The 18,943-nt window shown below is 55.5% G+C and carries 17 protein-coding genes; 7 read left to right on the top strand and 10 right to left on the bottom strand.

Features of this window, described 5'->3' with window-relative positions; all coding sequences use genetic code 11:
* Positions 1–36 precede the first annotated feature (36 nt).
* From COMA1_RS01905 to COMA1_RS01915, 3 genes are read left to right on the top strand one after another with little or no spacing between them, the layout of a single operon-like run.
* On the top strand, positions 37–597 hold the full coding sequence (locus tag COMA1_RS01905; protein ID WP_090742973.1) for a LemA family protein: 561 nt from the start codon (positions 37–39) through the stop codon (positions 595–597).
* Positions 598–605: 8 nt separating this feature from the next.
* Positions 606–2,378: a DUF2207 domain-containing protein gene (locus COMA1_RS01910; RefSeq protein ID WP_141654180.1), complete on the top strand. Its 1,773-nt coding sequence runs from the start codon at positions 606–608 to the stop codon at positions 2,376–2,378.
* A 13-nt stretch (positions 2,379–2,391) separates the two neighbouring features.
* Entirely contained in the window at positions 2,392–3,114 is a 723-nt protein-coding gene (locus COMA1_RS01915; protein ID WP_090742979.1) for a hypothetical protein, read from the top strand.
* A gap of 23 nt (positions 3,115–3,137) precedes the next feature.
* On the opposite strand, the gene COMA1_RS01920 is transcribed toward COMA1_RS01915, so the two are convergent.
* From COMA1_RS01920 to COMA1_RS01955, 8 genes are all read right to left on the bottom strand, one after another.
* On the bottom strand, positions 3,138–4,367 hold the full coding sequence (locus COMA1_RS01920; RefSeq protein ID WP_245630811.1) for an outer membrane beta-barrel protein: 1,230 nt from the start codon (positions 4,365–4,367) through the stop codon (positions 3,138–3,140).
* Positions 4,368–4,531: 164 nt separating this feature from the next.
* The gene (locus COMA1_RS01925; protein WP_090742982.1) at positions 4,532–5,224 is read right to left on the bottom strand and encodes a response regulator; all 693 of its coding nucleotides are present in this window, start codon (positions 5,222–5,224) and stop codon (positions 4,532–4,534) included.
* A 48-nt stretch (positions 5,225–5,272) separates the two neighbouring features.
* The gene (locus tag COMA1_RS01930; RefSeq protein WP_090742988.1) at positions 5,273–7,966 is read right to left on the bottom strand and encodes a sensor histidine kinase; all 2,694 of its coding nucleotides are present in this window, start codon (positions 7,964–7,966) and stop codon (positions 5,273–5,275) included.
* Between the two features lie 126 nt (positions 7,967–8,092).
* On the bottom strand, positions 8,093–8,665 hold the full coding sequence (kdpC, locus tag COMA1_RS01935) for a potassium-transporting ATPase subunit KdpC (RefSeq protein ID WP_090742991.1): 573 nt from the start codon (positions 8,663–8,665) through the stop codon (positions 8,093–8,095).
* A 40-nt stretch (positions 8,666–8,705) separates the two neighbouring features.
* Positions 8,706–10,829 (bottom strand): potassium-transporting ATPase subunit KdpB, encoded by a 2,124-nt coding sequence (kdpB, locus tag COMA1_RS01940; RefSeq protein WP_090746745.1) that lies wholly within the window; start codon positions 10,827–10,829, stop codon positions 8,706–8,708.
* Between the two features lie 32 nt (positions 10,830–10,861).
* Entirely contained in the window at positions 10,862–12,658 is a 1,797-nt protein-coding gene (kdpA, locus tag COMA1_RS01945) for a potassium-transporting ATPase subunit KdpA (RefSeq protein ID WP_090742994.1), read from the bottom strand.
* Entirely contained in the window at positions 12,658–12,747 is a 90-nt protein-coding gene (gene kdpF / locus COMA1_RS01950; RefSeq protein WP_090742997.1) for a K(+)-transporting ATPase subunit F, read from the bottom strand. Before kdpF ends, kdpA begins: the two co-directional genes overlap by 1 nt.
* Positions 12,748–12,966: 219 nt before the next feature.
* Entirely contained in the window at positions 12,967–13,719 is a 753-nt protein-coding gene (locus tag COMA1_RS01955; protein ID WP_090743000.1) for a zinc ribbon domain-containing protein, read from the bottom strand.
* 154 nt (positions 13,720–13,873) lie between these two features.
* On the opposite strand from COMA1_RS01955, the gene COMA1_RS01960 reads away from it, so the two are divergent.
* The 4 genes from COMA1_RS01960 to COMA1_RS01975 all read left to right on the top strand — a co-directional run bounded on the left by COMA1_RS01960 (position 13,874) and on the right by COMA1_RS01975 (position 16,543).
* Positions 13,874–14,110 carry a DUF4160 domain-containing protein gene (locus COMA1_RS01960; protein WP_090743003.1) on the top strand — a complete coding sequence of 79 codons (237 nt, stop codon included), beginning with the start codon at positions 13,874–13,876 and terminating at the stop codon, positions 14,108–14,110.
* On the top strand, positions 14,091–14,435 hold the full coding sequence (locus COMA1_RS01965; RefSeq protein ID WP_090743006.1) for a DUF2442 domain-containing protein: 345 nt from the start codon (positions 14,091–14,093) through the stop codon (positions 14,433–14,435). Before COMA1_RS01960 ends, COMA1_RS01965 begins: the two co-directional genes overlap by 20 nt.
* Positions 14,436–14,848: 413 nt before the next feature.
* Complete coding sequence (locus COMA1_RS01970; RefSeq protein WP_176697777.1) at positions 14,849–15,250, top strand: putative toxin-antitoxin system toxin component, PIN family; 402 nt, start codon at positions 14,849–14,851, stop codon at positions 15,248–15,250.
* A gap of 597 nt (positions 15,251–15,847) precedes the next feature.
* Positions 15,848–16,543 (top strand): PEP-CTERM sorting domain-containing protein, encoded by a 696-nt coding sequence (locus COMA1_RS01975; protein WP_176697778.1) that lies wholly within the window; start codon positions 15,848–15,850, stop codon positions 16,541–16,543.
* Positions 16,544–16,851: 308 nt separating this feature from the next.
* On the opposite strand, the gene COMA1_RS01980 is transcribed toward COMA1_RS01975, so the two are convergent.
* On the bottom strand, positions 16,852–17,832 hold the full coding sequence (locus tag COMA1_RS01980; protein ID WP_141654181.1) for a site-2 protease family protein: 981 nt from the start codon (positions 17,830–17,832) through the stop codon (positions 16,852–16,854).
* A 242-nt stretch (positions 17,833–18,074) separates the two neighbouring features.
* A complete protein-coding gene (locus COMA1_RS01985; protein WP_090743014.1) occupies positions 18,075–18,917 on the bottom strand; it encodes an MBL fold metallo-hydrolase in 843 nt (280 codons plus the stop codon).
* Positions 18,918–18,943: the final 26 nt, after the last annotated feature.

Raw genomic sequence — 18,943 nt, forward strand, 5'->3', positions numbered from 1 at the left:
TTCCCGACTTCTGAATACCCCTGCAACGGAGCACCCATGACATGGATTCCCTTGATCATTGTGGCATTGGGTGTACTGCTTGTCATCGGTACCTATAACAGCCTGGTGCGGTTGAAGGTTCAGTCTGAGAATGCCTGGGCAGACATCGATGTACAACTCAAGCGACGGCATGATCTCGTTCCCAATCTGGTCGAAACGGTAAAAGGCTATGCAGGCCATGAGAAACAGACCCTCGAAGCGGTAATCTCGGCCCGCAACCGCGCGATGTCAGCGACTACTCCCTCCGCAAAGGCTGAAGCAGAAGGCATATTGGCGCAATCCTTGAAATCCTTGTTTGCCATCGCCGAAGCCTATCCGCAACTGCGTGCGGTCGAAAGCTTCACACACCTCCAGACTTCCCTCAACCAAATAGAAGAAGCCCTGCAGAATGCTCGTCGCTACTACAACGCCGTGGTCCGAGACCTGAACACCAAGATCCAGGAATTCCCTTCCAATATGATCGCAAATCTCTTCAGCTTTAAGACACGTGAATTCTTTGAGCTCGTCGAGAGCGCAGAGCGCGGCGTGCCACAAGTCAGCTTTGAGCAGACACACTGATCGGCCCCGTGATAAGGCACACCGCATCGATCCTCAGATCCGGATTTCCCCCCATACTCATCACCCTGTGGCTTGTGGTCGGTGTCGTCCTGATCGTCAGTCCTCCCGCACAGGGACGGACGATGGTCATCGAACAGTTCCACACCGAGATTCAGGTGCTTACGGATGGGGACCTCATCGTCACCGAAACGATCCGCCCTCGATTTACAGGTTCGTGGAACGGGTTGAAACGTGAGATCCCGATCGAATATCGAACTCCGCAAGGATTCAATTACACCTTATGGTTGAATCTCGTCAGTGCCACGGACGAGCACCATGTCCCGCTGAAATATGAGAGTGCTCACGATCGGCATTATCAAGTCTTTACGATCTGGTTGCCTGGTGCTCAGGACACCACCAAGACGCTGATTCTGACCTATAGGGTATCTAATGGGCTGAAATACTTTGAAGAACACGACGAACTGTACTGGAACGTGACCGGCGACGAATGGGACGTGCCGATCGAATCAGCGGAGGCACGAATTCTTCTTCCTCCCAGAGCGACAGGTATCAAAGCTCTCGCGTTCAGCGGTGCCTACGGAGCACGTGAGCAACAAGCGGATGTCAGTATTACCGGCCCTGAAATTCGCTATCGGATGACGCGCCCACTCGGCTTTCGTGAGGGGCTCACGGCTGTGGTCGGCTGGGATAAGGGACTCGTCATCGAGCCAAGTTCGCTGAACTTGACTGGTTTCTTTCTCCGATCCAACTGGCCGTTGGTCCTCCCGATCGGCGTCTTTGGTCTGATGTGGCGTCTGTGGTATCTGCGAGGCCGTGATCCACATCGACGTCCCATCACGGTCGCGTATGAACCTCCGGGACAGCTGACACCCGCCGAGATCGGAACTCTTATTGACAACTCGCCGGATCTTCGCGATATCACGGCAACCGTGGTGGACCTCGCCGTTCGCGGATTTGTCCGCATTGAGGAATGCCAGGAACCCCAGCTCCTCGGCTTGTGGTCAAGCACAGAGTTCTCTCTGCACCAAGTGAAGTTCTCCGGGGAGTGGACGGAGCTCAAGCCGCATGAACAGACCATCATGAACGGAATCTTTGCGAACGGTCAGGTGACAGTCGTTGCCCTCTCAGATCTGAACCATCGCTTCTACACCTATCTTGATGGAATCAAGTCATCCCTTCTCGAGCAACTCCTGCAGAAGGGATACTATGCGAGTCGGCCGGATCGCGTCCGGTACACCTATGTGGCCATCGGTATCGCTACTGTAGTCGCGTCACTCTACGGAGCAGCATTCCTCCAGGAGCACTATGGGCTGGCACTCCAGACCGGTCTCGCAGGGGGGCTGCTGTCCAGCACGATCATCATGGGATTCGGATGGTTGATGCCTGCGAGAACGATTCGTGGCACTTGGGTGTTGGAGCAGATACTTGGCTTCGAGGAATTCCTGACCCGAGTTGAGTCCGATCGTTTTGATCGAGTCATCAAGACTCCTCAGATGTTTGAGAAGTACCTGCCCTTTGCCATGGCTTTGGGCGTGGAGCACAATTGGGCCCGCGCCTTCGAGGGCATTTACACGCAACCGCCCACCTGGTATCAAGGACGGGATCTCGCTGACTTTCGCCCTCACCGCTTTGTCGACAATCTCTCGCGGATGTCGACCACAACCGGGGCGATGATGACCTCTGCACCAAGAAGTTCTAGTGGGTCCGGCTTCCGTAGCGGGAGGTCATCCGCCGGATCGTCGGGGGGAGGCTTTGGTGGCGGAGGGGGAAGCGGATTCTAACAGGTGGCCTAAGATGCGACGGCTCTGCAGGCAGATAACCCAATATTCCTTTAGAATTTCCCTGGCGCTGATCGCGGCAGGGCTGGCTGGCTGTGCGGGCAGTCGAGGGTTTGATCAAGCTGCGATGCGCGAAGCTCTCCATCTCGATTCTCTCTCAAACCTAGAAAACCAATCGGTCTTACATCAAATCGCGCATCCCTCCCCGCCGTTTCGCCTCGGAGTCTTTTTTGCTAAACATGATGTTCCCGATACACCATCCATCAGGAAGGTCAAGTGGCTGAGCGCAGATCGGGATCAGCTCCTCCGCGAATTAGCACCATTACGCGATGAACAGCTCCTTGCGGACATGTTCGTACTGACGGATGTCAGATTACGCGGTGATGACATCAAAGAAATCAAACAGGCAGGGGCTCGGTTTGGAGCGGACGTCGTGCTCATCATTGATGGAATCGCGGCCATCGACCGGTACAACAACCGCCTTGCCTGGTTGTACCCAACCCTCCTCGGGGCCTATCTTGTCCCTGGCACCGAAAGCGCTGCACTCGTGATGGCCACAGGAAGCCTGTTGGCGACTCGCTCCGACTGGCATGCTCTTATTCAGGCAGTGGAAGGACGATCGAAGACGGTAGGGGCAGCGGCCTTCATCGAGGACAAGACTCCATTGCGCGACGCGAAGAGTCTGGCTATCCAGACACTTAGCAGACATGTCACCGAGCAGTTGCGACTCCTTAGATAGAAATTGTGTCACACGGCAGGGTATTAGGGCGAATCGAAGCTCAACAGGACCCCCAGCAAGAAGAGATGCTGCCCAGGAGTAAGACCGGCGACACCGGGACGGATCTCACCGTTCTTGAAAAACCCACCTCCCACCCCAGTTGAGTCGTCATAACGATGTTCCACCCGCACAATCGTATTCGCCCATTTATAAGAGAGCTGGTACTCGACTGTGGAAGTAATGGCTTTCACGAACTGTTCCGCACCGGTCCATCGACCATTCCGATCCCAGTAGAATTCTGGGCGCAGGGCCACAGACCAGGGACCGGTGACATGCCACCTCACAACCAGGTTGCCACCCATAACAAAGGCTCGGGGATTACCCGACTGACTTGCAATGCGTTCAGTTCCAATATCGAGAGACGCCGCGATAGTCACGTCGTCGCCTTTCCATTCTAGGATCTGATTGCCGTACAATCGCCAGAACTCCATCGACGTATTTGCTTGGTCCGGTCCTGCATAAAGTGTCTGCATGAGGGTGAATCGTGGTGTGGCTTTCCAGATCCATCGACCTCCATAACTAGGGTGATCGTTAGGATGGGCAAGATGATAATAACTGTTCACGACAAAGGCCGTGACGGTGAGAACGTCGCTCACAGGATACTGGGCATTCACGCCAAACATCATATACGGCGTGTTGTCCGCAATCCATGATCGCGTGTAGTTGGCATTGTCTTTTGCATAGAGCGACTCATACCCCATCAAACTGTTGAATAGACCGGCGGTGATCGCCAGCCCTTTGCCGACCGGAGCAAGATACGACACATTCGCACGATGAAGATGTCGGAGCACATCCGATCCCTCGACGCGTCTCTCGCCCACCAAGAACGCAAACTCTTCGGAGTCTCGCCCTCCCTGGAAACCCAGTTCCATACCCCAACGTGACGTCTCTCTCGCATCCTTGCGCACATAGGCCAGTCCCATGTTGGGAGAGAGCTCGTTGTGATGAGAAGCGGTGGCGCGGCTTCGCCAGAGATGGTTGTCGGGGGTATTCAAATTCCCGATATACCCCACATCCACATACGCCCCATAGTGCCAGCCGGTCGTAACAGTCTCCGTGGAGCCGACAGGACTGGGCATAGTTGCTGCGCGTTCTGCTGATCGTTGACTGAGATCTTGAGCCTCACACACAGACATCGTCGCGCCCCCCCCCCATACGACCAAAAACCAGCCGATACCGTTGGCCCAACGGCGCCCATGGTTCACGATCTTCATATTAATTGTCCAAAGAGATGCACGGCGTCCGCATCATAAACGTTCACCAAGTGCGAAAAACCTATTTCCACGCCTCGCTCACAAACTATACGTTGTCAGGTATCAAAATGGGATAAAAACCGAAGAGGTGAATGTCGGCGGAACGCGAAGGAGTAGGACGTGGGTCATTCCATCCGGAGCCGATAACCAACCCCCAGTTCCGTCATGAGATACCGAGGATGGGCGGGAGTTCTCTCCAATTTGTTACGCAACTGACGCATGTAGACCCGTAGGTAGTGTCCTTCCTCCACATGGAGGGGCCCCCAGACTTCCTTTAGCAGCTGGCGATGAGTCAGCACTTTCCCGGCGTACCTGATCAGCGTAGTAAGAAGCCTGTATTCAATCGGTGTGAGATGAACCTCCTTCCCTGAGACAAATACCTGTCGCCGCCCGAGATCGACCTTCAGATCGCCGAGCACAAATACCGAGTCAGGGGCATCGGCAGATTGTGCCGCATGTCGGAGCGCTGTTCGCACCCGTGCGAGAAGTTCCTGTACCCCGAATGGCTTCGTCACATAGTCGTCGGCACCAAGGTCGAGGGCAGCGACTTTTGCATGTTCTTGGTCGCGAGCAGACAGGACGATAATAGGCGTTGTGGTCCAATCCCTTATCTGGCGGATCACCTCGTTTCCCTCGAGGTCAGGGAGTCCTAAGTCAAGCAGGATGAGATCCGGATTCCTTGCTTTCGCTTCTGCGAGTCCATCCTTGCCCGTCATGGCTTCGTAGAGTCGAAAACCATGTGCAGGCAAGGTCGTCCTGAGAAAACGTCGGATTTCTGGTTCGTCCTCGATCAAGAGGATCGCTGCTTCCTGAGACATGAGATTTCCTGGACTGGACTACCACATTCGGATAAGCCGGTCGGCTCATCAAACCTGTGCCTGCTCCATTTCGACGGCCGGCTGCTTCTCCGATAATGGAATGGTGAACTGAAAGAGAGCGCCGCCTCCCGGCCGATTCTCCACCCAAATACGCCCGCCATGTGCTTCAACGATGCCGCGACAAATCGTCAGCCCCAGTCCGACGCCTCCTTCTCGCGCAGATTTGCCACGATAGAACTTGTCAAAAATACGAGACTCCTCTCCGGGAGGGATTCCAGGTCCACGATCAGCAACCTCAACAATGACTTCGTGATCGCTGACCGACGCAGACAGATCCATCGTACTTCTCAGAGGTGTATACTTCACTGCGTTTTCAACAAGATTAATCACGACTTGCTCCAGAAGCACTCCATCAACAAATACCAACGGCAGATCGGTCGGAAACGCCGTACTGACCGCATGACCCTCCAATCGTCCTTCGAGCCTGGCCAGGGCAGCACCGATGATTTCATCCAGGGAGTGCCACTCTTTATTGAGTCGTACGGCTCCGGCTTCAAGTTGCATCATATCAAGAAGGTTCTTGAGCAATCGATCAAGACGATCAGCCTCTCGATAGATGGATCGAGCAAGTTCCCGCCGGGCAGCGGCATTGAGCTCCTCCCGACCTTCAACCAAGCTGCCGGCAGCACCGCTGATGGTTGCAAGCGGCGTTCGCAGGTCATGAGAGACCGAACTGAGAATGGCACTGCGCATCCGCTCAGCTTCTGCCGCCACGTGCGCTTGCTGAGCCTCATCGGATAAACGAGTCCTTTCAATTGCCAAGGCCACTTGATTTACCAGGGACTCCAGCAAATGCAAATGCTCTGGATCGAGTAACAGCACGGGGTCTTTCGGCCGCACCGCCACGACACCGATCGAGCCGGACGAAGCCACCAACGGCATATAGAGGGCGCTAGCTCCCGGCAGCGTATCGGTTCCGAGTCCCGCTCGCTCATGGTGGTCGTATACCCACTGAGCAACACCCGACTCCTTTGGGTTTAACTCAAAAAACAGGAGCTCTCCGCGCTGCAATTGCACCCGATTGTCAGCATCCGCAAGAAATACGGCCACATGTGCGTCGAACACATCTCGAAGATGGTTGGCCGCGAGCTGGGCCAACATCCCTGTTCCCCGATGAGTGGCGAGATCTCGACTCATGGCATAGAGCACGCCGGTACGTCGTTCTCGATAGCGGGCGAGCTCGGCTTGCTGGCGCAGACGCACGGCAAGGTTGCTGATGACCAGAGCCACTACCAGCATGACGCCGAAGGTCAACAGGTATTGAATATCGGAGACGGCAAAGGAGTAGTAGGGCGGCACGAAAAAGAAATCGAACGCCGCCACACTCAGGACAGAAGCGAACACCGACGGCCCACGACCGCAACGAATCGCAACGCCGATCACGGCAATGAGATAGATCATGATCAGGTTCGCAGCCGCGAAATAAGGAAACATCAACCAGTCGATCCCCGTCGCCATCAACACACCAGCAACCCCGTAAGCATATACATCGACATCCCCGGCACCCTGATGAGCACGTCTTACGGCGGGTTGTCTGTCATCGCCCATTCCCGCGATGACATAGATGTCGATCTCGCCGCTCTGATGAACAAGGTCTGAGACCACGGATCCGAATATCCACTCCTTCCAGGGAGCCCGCACCGGTTTTCCAACGATAATCTTTGTGGCGTTCCGGCTCCGGGCGTAATTCAAGAGCTCCTGAGCCACATTCTCTCCCGTTAAGGTGACCGTTTCAGCTCCAAGCTGCTCCGCCAGCCGCAAGGTCTGCACCAGCCGGTCGCGTTCAGACTGGGGTGATCGGAGATGCCGAGGAACCTGCACGTACACGGCGATCCATTTAGCATGAAGATCCGTCGCCATCTGGCGTGCGGCTCTGATCAAACGCGGACCACGCTGCTTCATGTTCACACAAACCAAGATCGTTTCCGCAGCCGGCCAGGTTCGTACGACGGCATGGTCGCGTCGGTAGACCTCCATCTGCTGATCGACCCGTTCGGCGGTGCGGCGAAGAGCGAGTTCTCGAAGCGCAATCAGATTACCTTTCGCAAAGAAATGTTGAATGGCATGCTGAATCTGCTCCGGGACGTATACCTTCCCCTCTTTGAGGCGCTGAAGCAAATCATCCGGCGGGAGATCGATCAGCTCCACGTCATCAGCCCGCTCAAGCACGGAATCCGGTAGGGTTTCACGAACCCGCACGCCGGTGATCTGCGCGACCACATCGTTCAAGCTTTCCAAGTGCTGTACGTTCACCGAGGTATAGACCGTGATACCGGCCTTCAATAACTCCTGCACATCCTGCCAGCGTTTGGCGTGGCGCATACCCGGCGCATTGCTGTGCGCGAGTTCATCGATGAGGATAACAGTGGGGTGGCGGGCGAGCGCCGCGTCAAGGTCGAATTCCTGCAGTACGGTGCCACGATGGTCGACGGCCCGGCGCGGGATGATCTCGAGTCCATTGATCAGCGACTCCGTCTCCACCCGACCATGCGTCTCGACGACACCGATGACGACATCGATGCCCTCACGTCGTTGCTCGTGCGCCGCCTCCAGCATAGCGTAGGTTTTCCCGACGCCGGGATTGGCACCAAAAAAGACCTTGAATTTTCCTTGGTGTTGCCGAGCTTCCTCGGCCTGAACTCGCTGAAGCAGTGCATCGGGATCTGGTCGTTGTAGGTTCATACGAGCAGCTCTTCGTGCAACGAGGCATGCAAAGTTTAAGACGAACGACCGGCGATTGATTCTAGGGAAGGCTCAGAGGAGCGTCAACGGCACGATTGATCCTAACAAGAGCTGAGCCTGCTTCAACTAACGCCTCTCGTCCAGGGCGAGATTCAGTAGAAGAACATGAACTCGTGGTTCTCCAAGAACGCCGAGCTGGCGGCCCTGTGTGTATTGGGCAACGAGATCCCGCAGGACCGATTCCTCGATCCCTCGAGCACGAGCCACCCTTCCCAATTGGTAGAACGCTGCGGCCGGGCTGATGTGAGGGTCCAGTCCGCTTCCGGAGGCGGTAACTAGGTCGACTGGTATGGGCAAATCGTTGCCCGGATCTGCGGCTCGCAAGGCGGCCACTCGCGCGTTGACGGCCTCGATCAACACCGGGTTGGTAGGTCCGAGGTTCGACCCGCCCGACGCAGCGGCGTTGTAGGGAAATGGAGCGGTCGCCGACGGTCGGCTCCAGAAATACTCCGGTTTGTCAAAATACTGTCCGCTCAACCTAGATCCGATCACCCTACCTTCACGCACGATCAAGCTGCCGTTCGCCTGATCCGGGAACAACAGTTGGGCCAGCCCGGTAACCGCCAGCGGATAGACCAGCCCCGTCAAGACAGTCAGAAGTAACAGCATGGTCAGGGCGGGCCTTATTTGGTCTTTCATAGCTCTCTCCTGTCTCCTCACGACCTAATCGTTTTCCATGTTAAATAAGATGCAAGGCCACCAGAATCATATCGATTAGCTTGATGCCGACGAAGGGCACCACCATACCCCCCAATCCATAGATCAAGAGATGCCGTCGCAATAGGAATCCTGCGCCACTGGGTCGGTACTTGATGCCTCGTAGCGCAAGCGGAATAAGCGCGATGATGATCAGCGCGTTGAAGATGACCGCGGAGAGGACGGCGCTCTGGGGGGTCGCCAACTGCATCACGTTCAATGTATTGAGCGCTGGATAGGTCGTGGCGAAGGCTGCGGGAATGATGGCGAAGTACTTGGCCACATCGTTGGCGATGCTGAAGGTGGTGAGGGCGCCGCGTGTCATGAGCAACTGCTTCCCGATTTCCACGATTTCGATGAGCTTTGTTGGGTTGGAATCCAGATCAACTAAATTTCCAGCCTCTTTGGCTGCTTGCGTTCCGGTATTCATGGCGACCGCCACATCGGCCTGTGCTAGGGCCGGCGCGTCGTTTGTTCCGTCCCCGGTCATGGCCACAAGGCGGCCTTCGGATTGAAGATCGCGGATCAACTTTAGCTTTGCCTCCGGCGTGGCCTGCGCCAGGAAATCATCCACCCCGGCCTCCGCCGCCACGGCTGCTGCTGTTTGTGGATTGTCGCCGGTGATCATGACGGTCTTGATGCCCATCCGGCGTAGTTCACCGAACCGCTCCCGGATCCCCCCCTTAACGATGTCTTGCAACGCAATCACCCCGAGCACCTTGTCCCTCTCTGCTACCACCAGTGGTGTTCCGCCTTGTTTGGCAATCGTTTCGACATTCAGCCGGACAACCTGAGAAAACTGTCCTCCCTGCGACGTCACATAGGCTTCGATCGCATCCGCCGATCCCTTGCGGATCTGCCGTCCGTCAAGGTTGACCCCGCTCATCCGCGTCTGAGCCGTGAAAGGAATAAATGTGGCGCCCATCTCATGAATATCGCGCGCGCGCAATCCATACTTTTCTTTCGCCAAGACAACGATGCTGCGGCCCTCCGGTGTCTCATCCGCCAACGATGAGAGTTGGGCGGCGTCGGCCAGCGTCTGGATGTCTGCTCCTTCCGCTGCAAGGAAGGCGGTCGCCTGACGGTTTCCCAGCGTGATGGTACCGGTCTTATCCAGCAGCAGAACGTCCACGTCCCCCGCCGCTTCAACGGCTTTTCCCGACATCGCGATGACGTTGGCTTGCACCATGCGATCCATGCCGGCAATCCCGATTGCGGAGAGAAGAGCGCCGATTGTCGTCGGGATCAGGCAGACCAAGAGTGCCACCAACACAGTGACAGTGACCGGCGTCCCTTTCCCCATGGCCTGCACGCTGTAGAGCGAGAACGGCAACAGAGTCACCGTTGCCAAGACAAAGATGATGGTGAGAGCAGCGAGGAGAATAGTGAGGGCGATTTCATTCGGCGTTTTCTGGCGTTTGGCTCCTTCCACCATGGCGATCATCCGATCCAGGAAGCTTTCTCCTGAACTGGCCGTAACACGAACGATAAGCCAATCGGACAGAATCTTCGTGCCTCCTGTGACGGCACTGCGGTCGCCGCCGCTTTCTCGAATGACGGGCGCACTCTCGCCGGTAATGGCGCTCTCGTTCACTGACGCGACGCCCTCCACGACTTCGCCGTCGACTGGAATGATGTCTCCTGCCTCGACCAGAACCACATCACCTTTCTTGAGCTGATTCGCCGACACCACGCTGAACGTATCGCGCCGCTGGAACTGTCGGTTCCACATGGCATAGTGCTCGTTTCCCGGATCGACCGTACCAAGCCTCTTGGCCGTGAGCTCTCGGCGCGTGCGCCGGAGCGAATCGGCTTGCGCTTTACCACGGCCTTCCGCCATAGCTTCCGCAAAGTTTGCGAACAGAACGGTGAACCAGAGCCAGAGGGCAATGGCAAGAATGAACCAAGTCGGCGCTTCCCCCGCCCCGACCAGCGCCTGCAGAAACAGGAGGGTCGTCAAGACGCTTCCAACGCACACCACGAGCATGACCGGGTTTTTGGCCTGATGGCGAGGATCCAGTTTTCGACAAGCATCTAATAAGGCCTGCCGAAGAATGTTCTGATCAAAGAGGGAGCGGGTCTGGTGTCTTTTCACTTCCGTTGCCATGCGCATAGCCCTGTTCTCTTCATTTGTCCCCGTCACATAAGCAGGTGTTCAACCAATGGCCCGAGGGCCAGGGCCGGCAAGAACGTCAGCGCCCCAACCACAATCACCACTCCGATCAAGAGCGTGACAAACAGCGGCGTGTGAGTCGCCAGCGTGCCAGATCCCGGCGGCACCGCTTTCTTCCGCACCAAGGACCCTGCCAGGGCCAAGGTCGGGATCGCGAGCCAGTACCGAGCAATCAGCATCGCGACGCCGCCGGTGAGGTTGTAGAAGGGAGTGTTCGCATTGAGCCCCGCGAACGCGCTTCCGTTGTTATTGCCCTGTGACGTATAGGCATAAAGAACCTCGCTGAACCCATGAGGTCCGGGATTCAGCAGAGACGATCGCCCAGTTTCGGTCCCGACGGCGACGGCCGTGAAGCCCAGAACGATAAGGGGCATGATGAGGATGAGCAGCGCAGCCATCTTCATCTCGTAGGGCTCGATTTTCTTCCCGAGATATTCGGGCGTCCGTCCCACCATCAAACCTGCGATGAACACCGCAATGATCGCAAAGACGATCATGCCGTACAATCCGGAGCCGACACCGCCAAACACGACTTCGCCGAACTGCATGAGGAACAGGGGCACGAGTCCACCCAACGGCGTATACGAGTCGTGCATTGAATTGACCGACCCATTGGAAGCGGCGGTCGTCGCAGCGGACCACAAGACCGACTCGGCGATGCCGAACCGCGTTTCTTTCCCCTCCATATTGCCCCCGGCCTGGCTGACCTGGGCCTGCTGATCGATTCCGACAGCGGCCAGCAGGGGATTCCCCCGCTGTTCGGCCCATAAGCCCAGCGGAGTAAGACTGAGAAGGAGGAACGTCATGGCGGCGAAAATCGCCCAGCCTTGGCGGGTATCGCCCACCATGAGGCCAAACGTGTGGCACAGCGCGGCTGGGATGAGGAGGATCGCCAAGACTCCAAAGAAATTTGACAAGGGTGTTGGGTTCTCAAACGGATGGGCGGAATTGGCGTTAAAAAAACCGCCTCCGTTCGTGCCGAGTTGCTTAATGGCAATCTGGGATGCCGCCGGGCCCACCGCAAGGATCTGCTCGATTGCGATGGCAGACTCGGTTTTCGGTTTCCCCTGCTCATCGAGCACCGGCATGCCGTTCGTGTCGGTCATGGACTTGTCGTAACCGGCCGGCTGCAGCAGAGTCGCCGTCTGATATGACTCAAAGGTCTGGACGACGCCCTGCGATACCAAGAGAACGGATAACGGCAGAGCGAGAGGCAGAAGAATATAGAGCGTGCCGCGGACCAGGTCGCTCCAAAAATTTCCAAGTGTCGTGGACGTGCTACGGCTCAACCCTCGGATCAATGCAACAAGCACCGCCATTCCCGTCGAAGCAGAGAGGAAGTTCTGTACCGTGAGGCCCAGCATCTGCGTGAAATAGCTCAATGTCGTCTCTCCGCCGTAAGCCTGCCAGTTGGTATTAGTCGTGAAGCTTGCGGCCGTGTTGAAAGCCATGTCAGGTGCGACCGCGCCAAGATTGGCCTGGTTGAGGGGCAAGACATTCTGTAGGCGCTGTATGCCATAGAGAAATAGGAGTCCGGCTGCATTGAAGACCAGCATGGCCAGGCTGTACGTTTTCCAGCTCATCTCCTCGGCAGATCGAATCCCACCGAGCCGATACATGACGCGTTCAACGGGCCCGAAGAGACGATCCAAGCCACAGGGTTTGCCTTCGTACACTCGCGTCATGTACCAGCCCAGGGGCTTCGCGAGTGTCAGCAGCACGGCAAAAAACACAATCACCTGGAGGATTGCATTCGTCGTCATCAGAACCACTCCGCCTTCAGCAACGCGATGAAGAGGTAGATCAACAGGCCCAACGACACAATTCCGTCTAGCACGTAGGTTGCCCTCATGACTGCCCCCTCAGAGCCGTTCCAAACACGACATTAGCCATCTTGAAAGGAAGAAGAAGCCCACAATCAGGCCAACATAAATCAGGTCCATCGAAATCCCCCATGAGCAATTAAGCTACTCCCCTCGACATAAAAATGGCGTCAAAATGATTGGTAGCGCCATCAAAGAATGATGAAGACTTGAAAGCGAGACGAATTAGCAGAGAGTGGAACGATGATCTAGGTAGATAGCCGACGATAGTGCCGTAGCAAGAGCGCGCCTCCCCAGAGGAAGGAAGCGACCATCAAAAATATTCCAAGGTTGTAGGTCAGGTGAGCCAAGCGATGGTCCCATTCCAACAAGTCCAGCATCGTCAGGATGTTGTTCCAGTCGTGTCCGTCCGTTTCCTTGCCGGTTACTCCACCAAGTAGCATCAGATCCATCGCCCGCGCATCGTTGATGTAGGGCGCGATATCCATCAGGCTCTCTGCCGTCCACCAGAGGGCCACGGCTGCCCCAAACGGATCACGGGTCTTCACAAGAAATGTGCCGAGACAGATTATCGGCATGAGAATCTGGCCAAGTGTTCCTCCTAAAATCGTCATGAAGTGCCCAAAGGGGATAAAGAGAATGTGGCCGGCCTCATGAAACGGCAGATTGATCAGGTGAAGAAATGATCCACCGGTGTCATTAGTCTCGAGCGGGGTCACCATGAACGTCCATCCCCAACAGACCATGCCCAGAAACACCGCAGCTCGACCATAGAACGTCATCGAATCGGTCGTCTGGTCTGATTCGATCAGCCATTCCTTGGCTGCTATGAACCACCTAGACTCTGTGAATGCTGGCCGAGATGGTGAAAGACGCCCCTTCGCCGCTAGCTGCTTGTATTTTGAGAAGATAATCCCGCAGCGGATACATTCCTCTGCTCCATCAGACCGTTGCGCCTGACATTTCGGACAGAGGTCCGTGGATGCCTCACTGGCAATCATGTCTCCACTCTAAAAGTGGGAGATGAATCGGACAAGAAAATGTCAAGAAGGCTACAGTTATTCCCACCTCCAACCAGTCTATCCGAAGAGAAGCAGCAGATCACTTCAGCTTGAGAACACAGACGTGCTAACATGAGCAGGTGAGTGCACATTCATGCCGACAGTTCTGAAGGCTGGTCCGTATCGGTTTTTCTTTTATGCGGGTGATCGAGAAGAACCGCCGCATATACACATCGAACGGGAAGATAAGGTAGCAAAGTTGTGGCTTGATCCAATTCGGCTACAAGAAAGCGGAGGATTTTCTCGTTCGGAAATCCTCCGCATTCATACACTCGTGACCGAGCATGAGGGCAGCCTTGTGGAGGCATGGAATGAATACTTCGGCCGTTGAAATCTCATTGCCGGTAGCCAAAGCGGTAACCGTGACGGAAGACACGCTCACCGTCCACTTGAGCGATGGACGGAGCCTCTCCGTGCCACTTGCTTGGTTCCCACGCCTCATTCACGCCACACCTGTCGAGCGCAAGGGTTGGCGATTGATCGGTAGAGGGCACGGGATTCACTGGGAGAAGCTTGATGAGGACATCAGTGTGGAAGGCCTCCTCGCGGGTAGACCGTCAGGCGAAAGCCAAGTTTCATTTAAAAAATGGCTCCTTGCTCGCAGGTCCAATGGAGCACGACGCTCTCCTCGACGTGCCAGGAATGGCCGTCACTAGTTAATCAACAAGCTTTCCTTCCTGAATTTGTCTATCTTATAAACAACCGCAATGCTTTCATTGGACAGAGAGCATTCTTCTGTTCCTACCTTACTCGCACCCCCTTGGTCTCTGACTTGCCAGGATACCGTGGGATACGACATCCTTACTTCACTGGCGAGGGGATGATGCTGGCCCCAAAAACCTCGAAGGATCAAGTCACGTTGCCCAAGAATGCGCTAAAAGGCATTCCGAACACGGAGCACTTCGATGTCACCACCAAAGACGGGGTGCTGATATCCTCAAACCTGTCACCATGACAGAAACAGGGTCTCGACTGGCGGCCGTACGGAGAAAGATCAACAATCGAGGCATGGAGCCGGCTGACGTCGATCGCGCCATCGCCTGGGCACGAGGACGCCGAAACCGGCGCCGTGCTCGACACGGACGTCATCATCTCGGCCTTGCTCTTCTCTGGACCACCGTCGCAACTCGTCTCGGCCTGGCACTCCAGCCGTCTTCGACCGGTCGTCTCAGCTCCCATACTCGATGGATACATTCGTGTACTCGCCTATCCAAAGTTTGAACTCACACCTGCGGAGATCCGTAGCGTGATCGAAGAGGAATTCCTCCCCTTTATAGAGTCCGTCAAAGCTATTCCGACAACTGTTGCCTATGTTCGAGACCCAGACGATGCCAAATTCATCGCCTGCGCGGCAGCGGCAGGAGTCCGCTGGCTTGTCAGCAGAGACGACGATCTCTTGAGTCTTCGCCGGATTCAATCGGTCGAAATCGTTTCGATCACTGAATTTCTCTGCCTCCTGAAAGCCGAATGATAAAGTCCTGCAAAGCAAGCGGTGATCTGGATTGGATGCCTATAAAGGTAACCGCCCCTTTAACATCTTCCCTCTTGAACGTCGTCTTTGCCGACACGGCCTACTGGCTCGCCCTTGCCAATCCGTTCAATCGACACCATAGCCGGGCTGTCGACTTGTCTTCGAGCCTGTGACCTGTCCAACTGTTGATTTTCCCTGCCTTCAACTCGGACTGGATGTAAAGAGTCTTTTCTCGCTGTAAATAGTTTTTACAGTCCATACCCTCCACCTGGAATTGTATAAATATACTAATACTTCGATTACTTACATCACTAGTAGTCTTACCTGACATCACTCGTAGAAGCTGGTCTTGTCAAGAGTTTTTACACTCGCTCAGAAAGTGATAGATAGATAGATAGACATAACAAATACTTACAAATTAGCATGATATCTGCTTAAACAAAGTCAGATTTAATTCGGAGTTTCGAGAACAAACCATTCAAATCGCCAGTGTTTTGAGCGTTGATTTGCTGAAAGATTCAATTTGTCAGACCTTTTCTAATTCTTGACATGAGTGGAGTGGGGGCGTGTGTGCATCAACCAAGTGGAGGAGAGGAAATGGGAATTAAAGTACGTATGGGCATGTGGGTCTTTCTTTCGATTTCACTTCTGAGCTCAGGACATGTCTTGGCGTTGCCGACCACCTGGGTGGACTGGACTTCGGCAGGTTCTGGACCCAGTGCAACAAGTACTGGGTCCGCAAATGGAGTCACCGTCAGTTTTACTGGAGACATTTATTTTACCCAAGCCGGCGGCGGGGTAAATTATTGGTCAGTAAGCCCCAGCACCTACACGCAACCTCCTGCAGTCGATAATCCGCCTCCGTCCAGTGACATCATTGCATTGACGGGTGGCCCAGGGACAGGAATTCAAACATTGACATTCTCTACGCCCGTCGTAAATCCTGTTATGGCCCTCTTAAGTGTGGGAGCGCCTGGAACTGCAGTGACCTACGACTTTTCCGTTCCCTTTAATGTCCTCAATACCGGACCAGGTTATTGGGGCAGTGGGTTTCTCGCGTCTCTTCCTGGAGATCTACTCCTAGGCGAAGAAGGGCACGGTCTCATTCTATTCCCAGGGACATTCACATCGATCAGCTGGATCAATCCGACTGGGGAAGCTTGGCACGGGTTCACTGTGGGCCTACCAGGTTCAGCTGCGCCAGTCCCTGAGCCGTCGACCTTGCTCCTATTGGGATCTGGGCTCTTATGCCTCGTACCGCGGGTACGTCGGCTCATGCGCACGGATGAGTGACGACCTCGATCTTTATATGTGGATAGTAACGGGCCACAGGGTATCCCTGTGGCCCGTTCTGTATTGTCTGAAACATTTGGAAGAATTCGTGCAGCTATCGTGGCATGCGCTATGAGTAGAGTAGCCATGTATGAATCCACATATCAAATAACGTTCTCCTTCCCTACAACCGACGAAGAGTGACCTGTCAAAACAGCATGGAGCCTGCTGAGAGCCAATTTTTCTGTACATCTCGCGTAGATACGCAATGATCTGGTTGCAAGGGTGAGACTGACTGAATGCCGCTATCAGACGTTCATAGTAATTTGTCAGTGGATGGAAAACGGCACCGGCACAAAGGTGACGACAAACACCGCGAAGGCGATCCATCCGACGATCGTCCTATTTCGGCCTAACGGCACATAGGGGTCCATGACCGGTGGATGGCCGAGGCCCCAAAATCCCGCCATGAAGGCCCAGAGCAACCAGCCTGGCCAGCCGACAAATCCCAAGACCAATAATATTGGGACAAAGACCATCGCCATGATCCGTTGTCGTCGGCCCCAGAGAGCATAGGCGACATGGCCACCGTCGAGTTGACCGATCGGCAAGAGATTGAGTGACGTCACAAAGAGCCCGAACCAGGCGGCAAAGCCGATCGGATGGAGCACCACGTCGGCTTCCGGCGGAAGGGGCCCGATCACCAGCCAGGACAGGAACTGCAACAGCAACGGTTCACCCAATTGTAGTCCCAACGTGGCGGTTCGATCGACCACGGTCGAGAGATTCAGACCGACGATCAACGCCACGACGGCGACCACAAACCCTGCCAAGGGACCGGCGACGCCGATATCGAACAGCGCACGGCGGCTCAGAATCGGACCCCGCATGCGAATAATGGCGCCGAAGGTCCCGATAAAATGCGGCAGGCCCGGAATGAACAATGGCAAGGAGGCGGGCACACGGTGAATCTTGGACAAGACATAGTGCCCCAACTCGTGCGTGGTGAGGATAAAGAGTAAGGCTCCGGCAAACGGAATGCCCCGCCAGAGCATCTCAGGGGACGTCAGGAGAAAATTCAACGGGCCGCGCGCCGGCCCATTGTAGGTTTGGTAGGCGCCGGCCCACAACGTCGTAAAAACCGTCAGGAAAAAGAGGACGATCGGCAAGGTCCATTTGGAGAAAAACGACGGCGGAACCTCGTCTTCGTCCTCCGTGACATTCACGATCTGGGGTGGAAGTTGTTCCCCCACATCAAGAACGCTCCTGTTCTCACGCTCTCGATGTTCCTCTCGTCCCAAGCCATCCATGTCAACTCTGCTTAGCCCGCATGATTCATGACAGTTCGTTGCTCATCGACTAGCGCGGGGTCCTGAATACCGTCGAGGGACGAAACCCTCAAGCCGCGTGGTGAGACCGGCGCGCGGAGTCTGGAGAATCTGAGGCGTACTCGTCCAGTACGTCGAGGATCCGCAGGACGAGCCCACCAGCCGCAGGCTCGTCGGAACAGCGGATCAGGGATAGCAGCAGAAGTGTTCATGAATCATGCGGGTTAGGAAAGCACGGCAAACGGATTGTGCTCGAGTTCTTCTTCTACGGTTGTGGCCGGTCCATGTCCTGGGAAAAGACGATAGTCGGGCGAGAGTGTCAGCACACGGTGAGTGACTGAACTGAGGTGTGATGGATACAACGCTTTGGGATTAGACCGCCCGATCGATCCAGCAAAGAGAGTATCCCCCACAAAACAGACCGGTACCTGTACATCATCCGCACAGTAACAGATCCCCCCCGGCGTATGGCCAGGCGTCGTCATACATCGAAGCGTGCGACGGCCGAACCTGATCATGAGATCATTATCCGGGGCCACCAGCAATTCCCGCCGTGGCCGCCAACTGAGGAGTTCCACATCCTCTGGTCCGAGGTAGACGGGAACCTCATACCGGTCGAGAATCTGTTCGATCCCATCGGCATGATCCGCATGGCCATGGGTCAAACAAATGCCGAGGAGTCTCAACCCACGACGGCGAAGCTGCTCCAGCATGAGTGGTGCGTTATAGGCTGTATCCACCAACAGCGCGTCGCCCTCATCATCGACGATGTACCCCTGGACCCCATACCCACTGACGGACCCCTGCACCATCTCCACCCATGGTGGCATACACTGGGCAACCGGCTCCCACTTATTGATCGCGATCTGCTCCAGCGGCTCCACACGCAAGCCCAAGGCCTTCGCCAACGCGCGCACCTCGGCACGATCTTTCGGTTGATCCCCTCGTTCCAACGCCGTAATATCGCCGCCAGGTAAACCCGTCATTCGGGCCACGTCGCCGACCGACAACCCTTGTCCCATACGTGATTTTTTCAGGATGTCACAGAAATCGTCTTCTAGCGGCATATATTAACCATGAGCAATGAGTTCTT

This window comes from Candidatus Nitrospira nitrosa, from assembly GCF_001458735.1.
GTDB lineage: Bacteria > Nitrospirota > Nitrospiria > Nitrospirales > Nitrospiraceae > Nitrospira_D > Nitrospira_D nitrosa.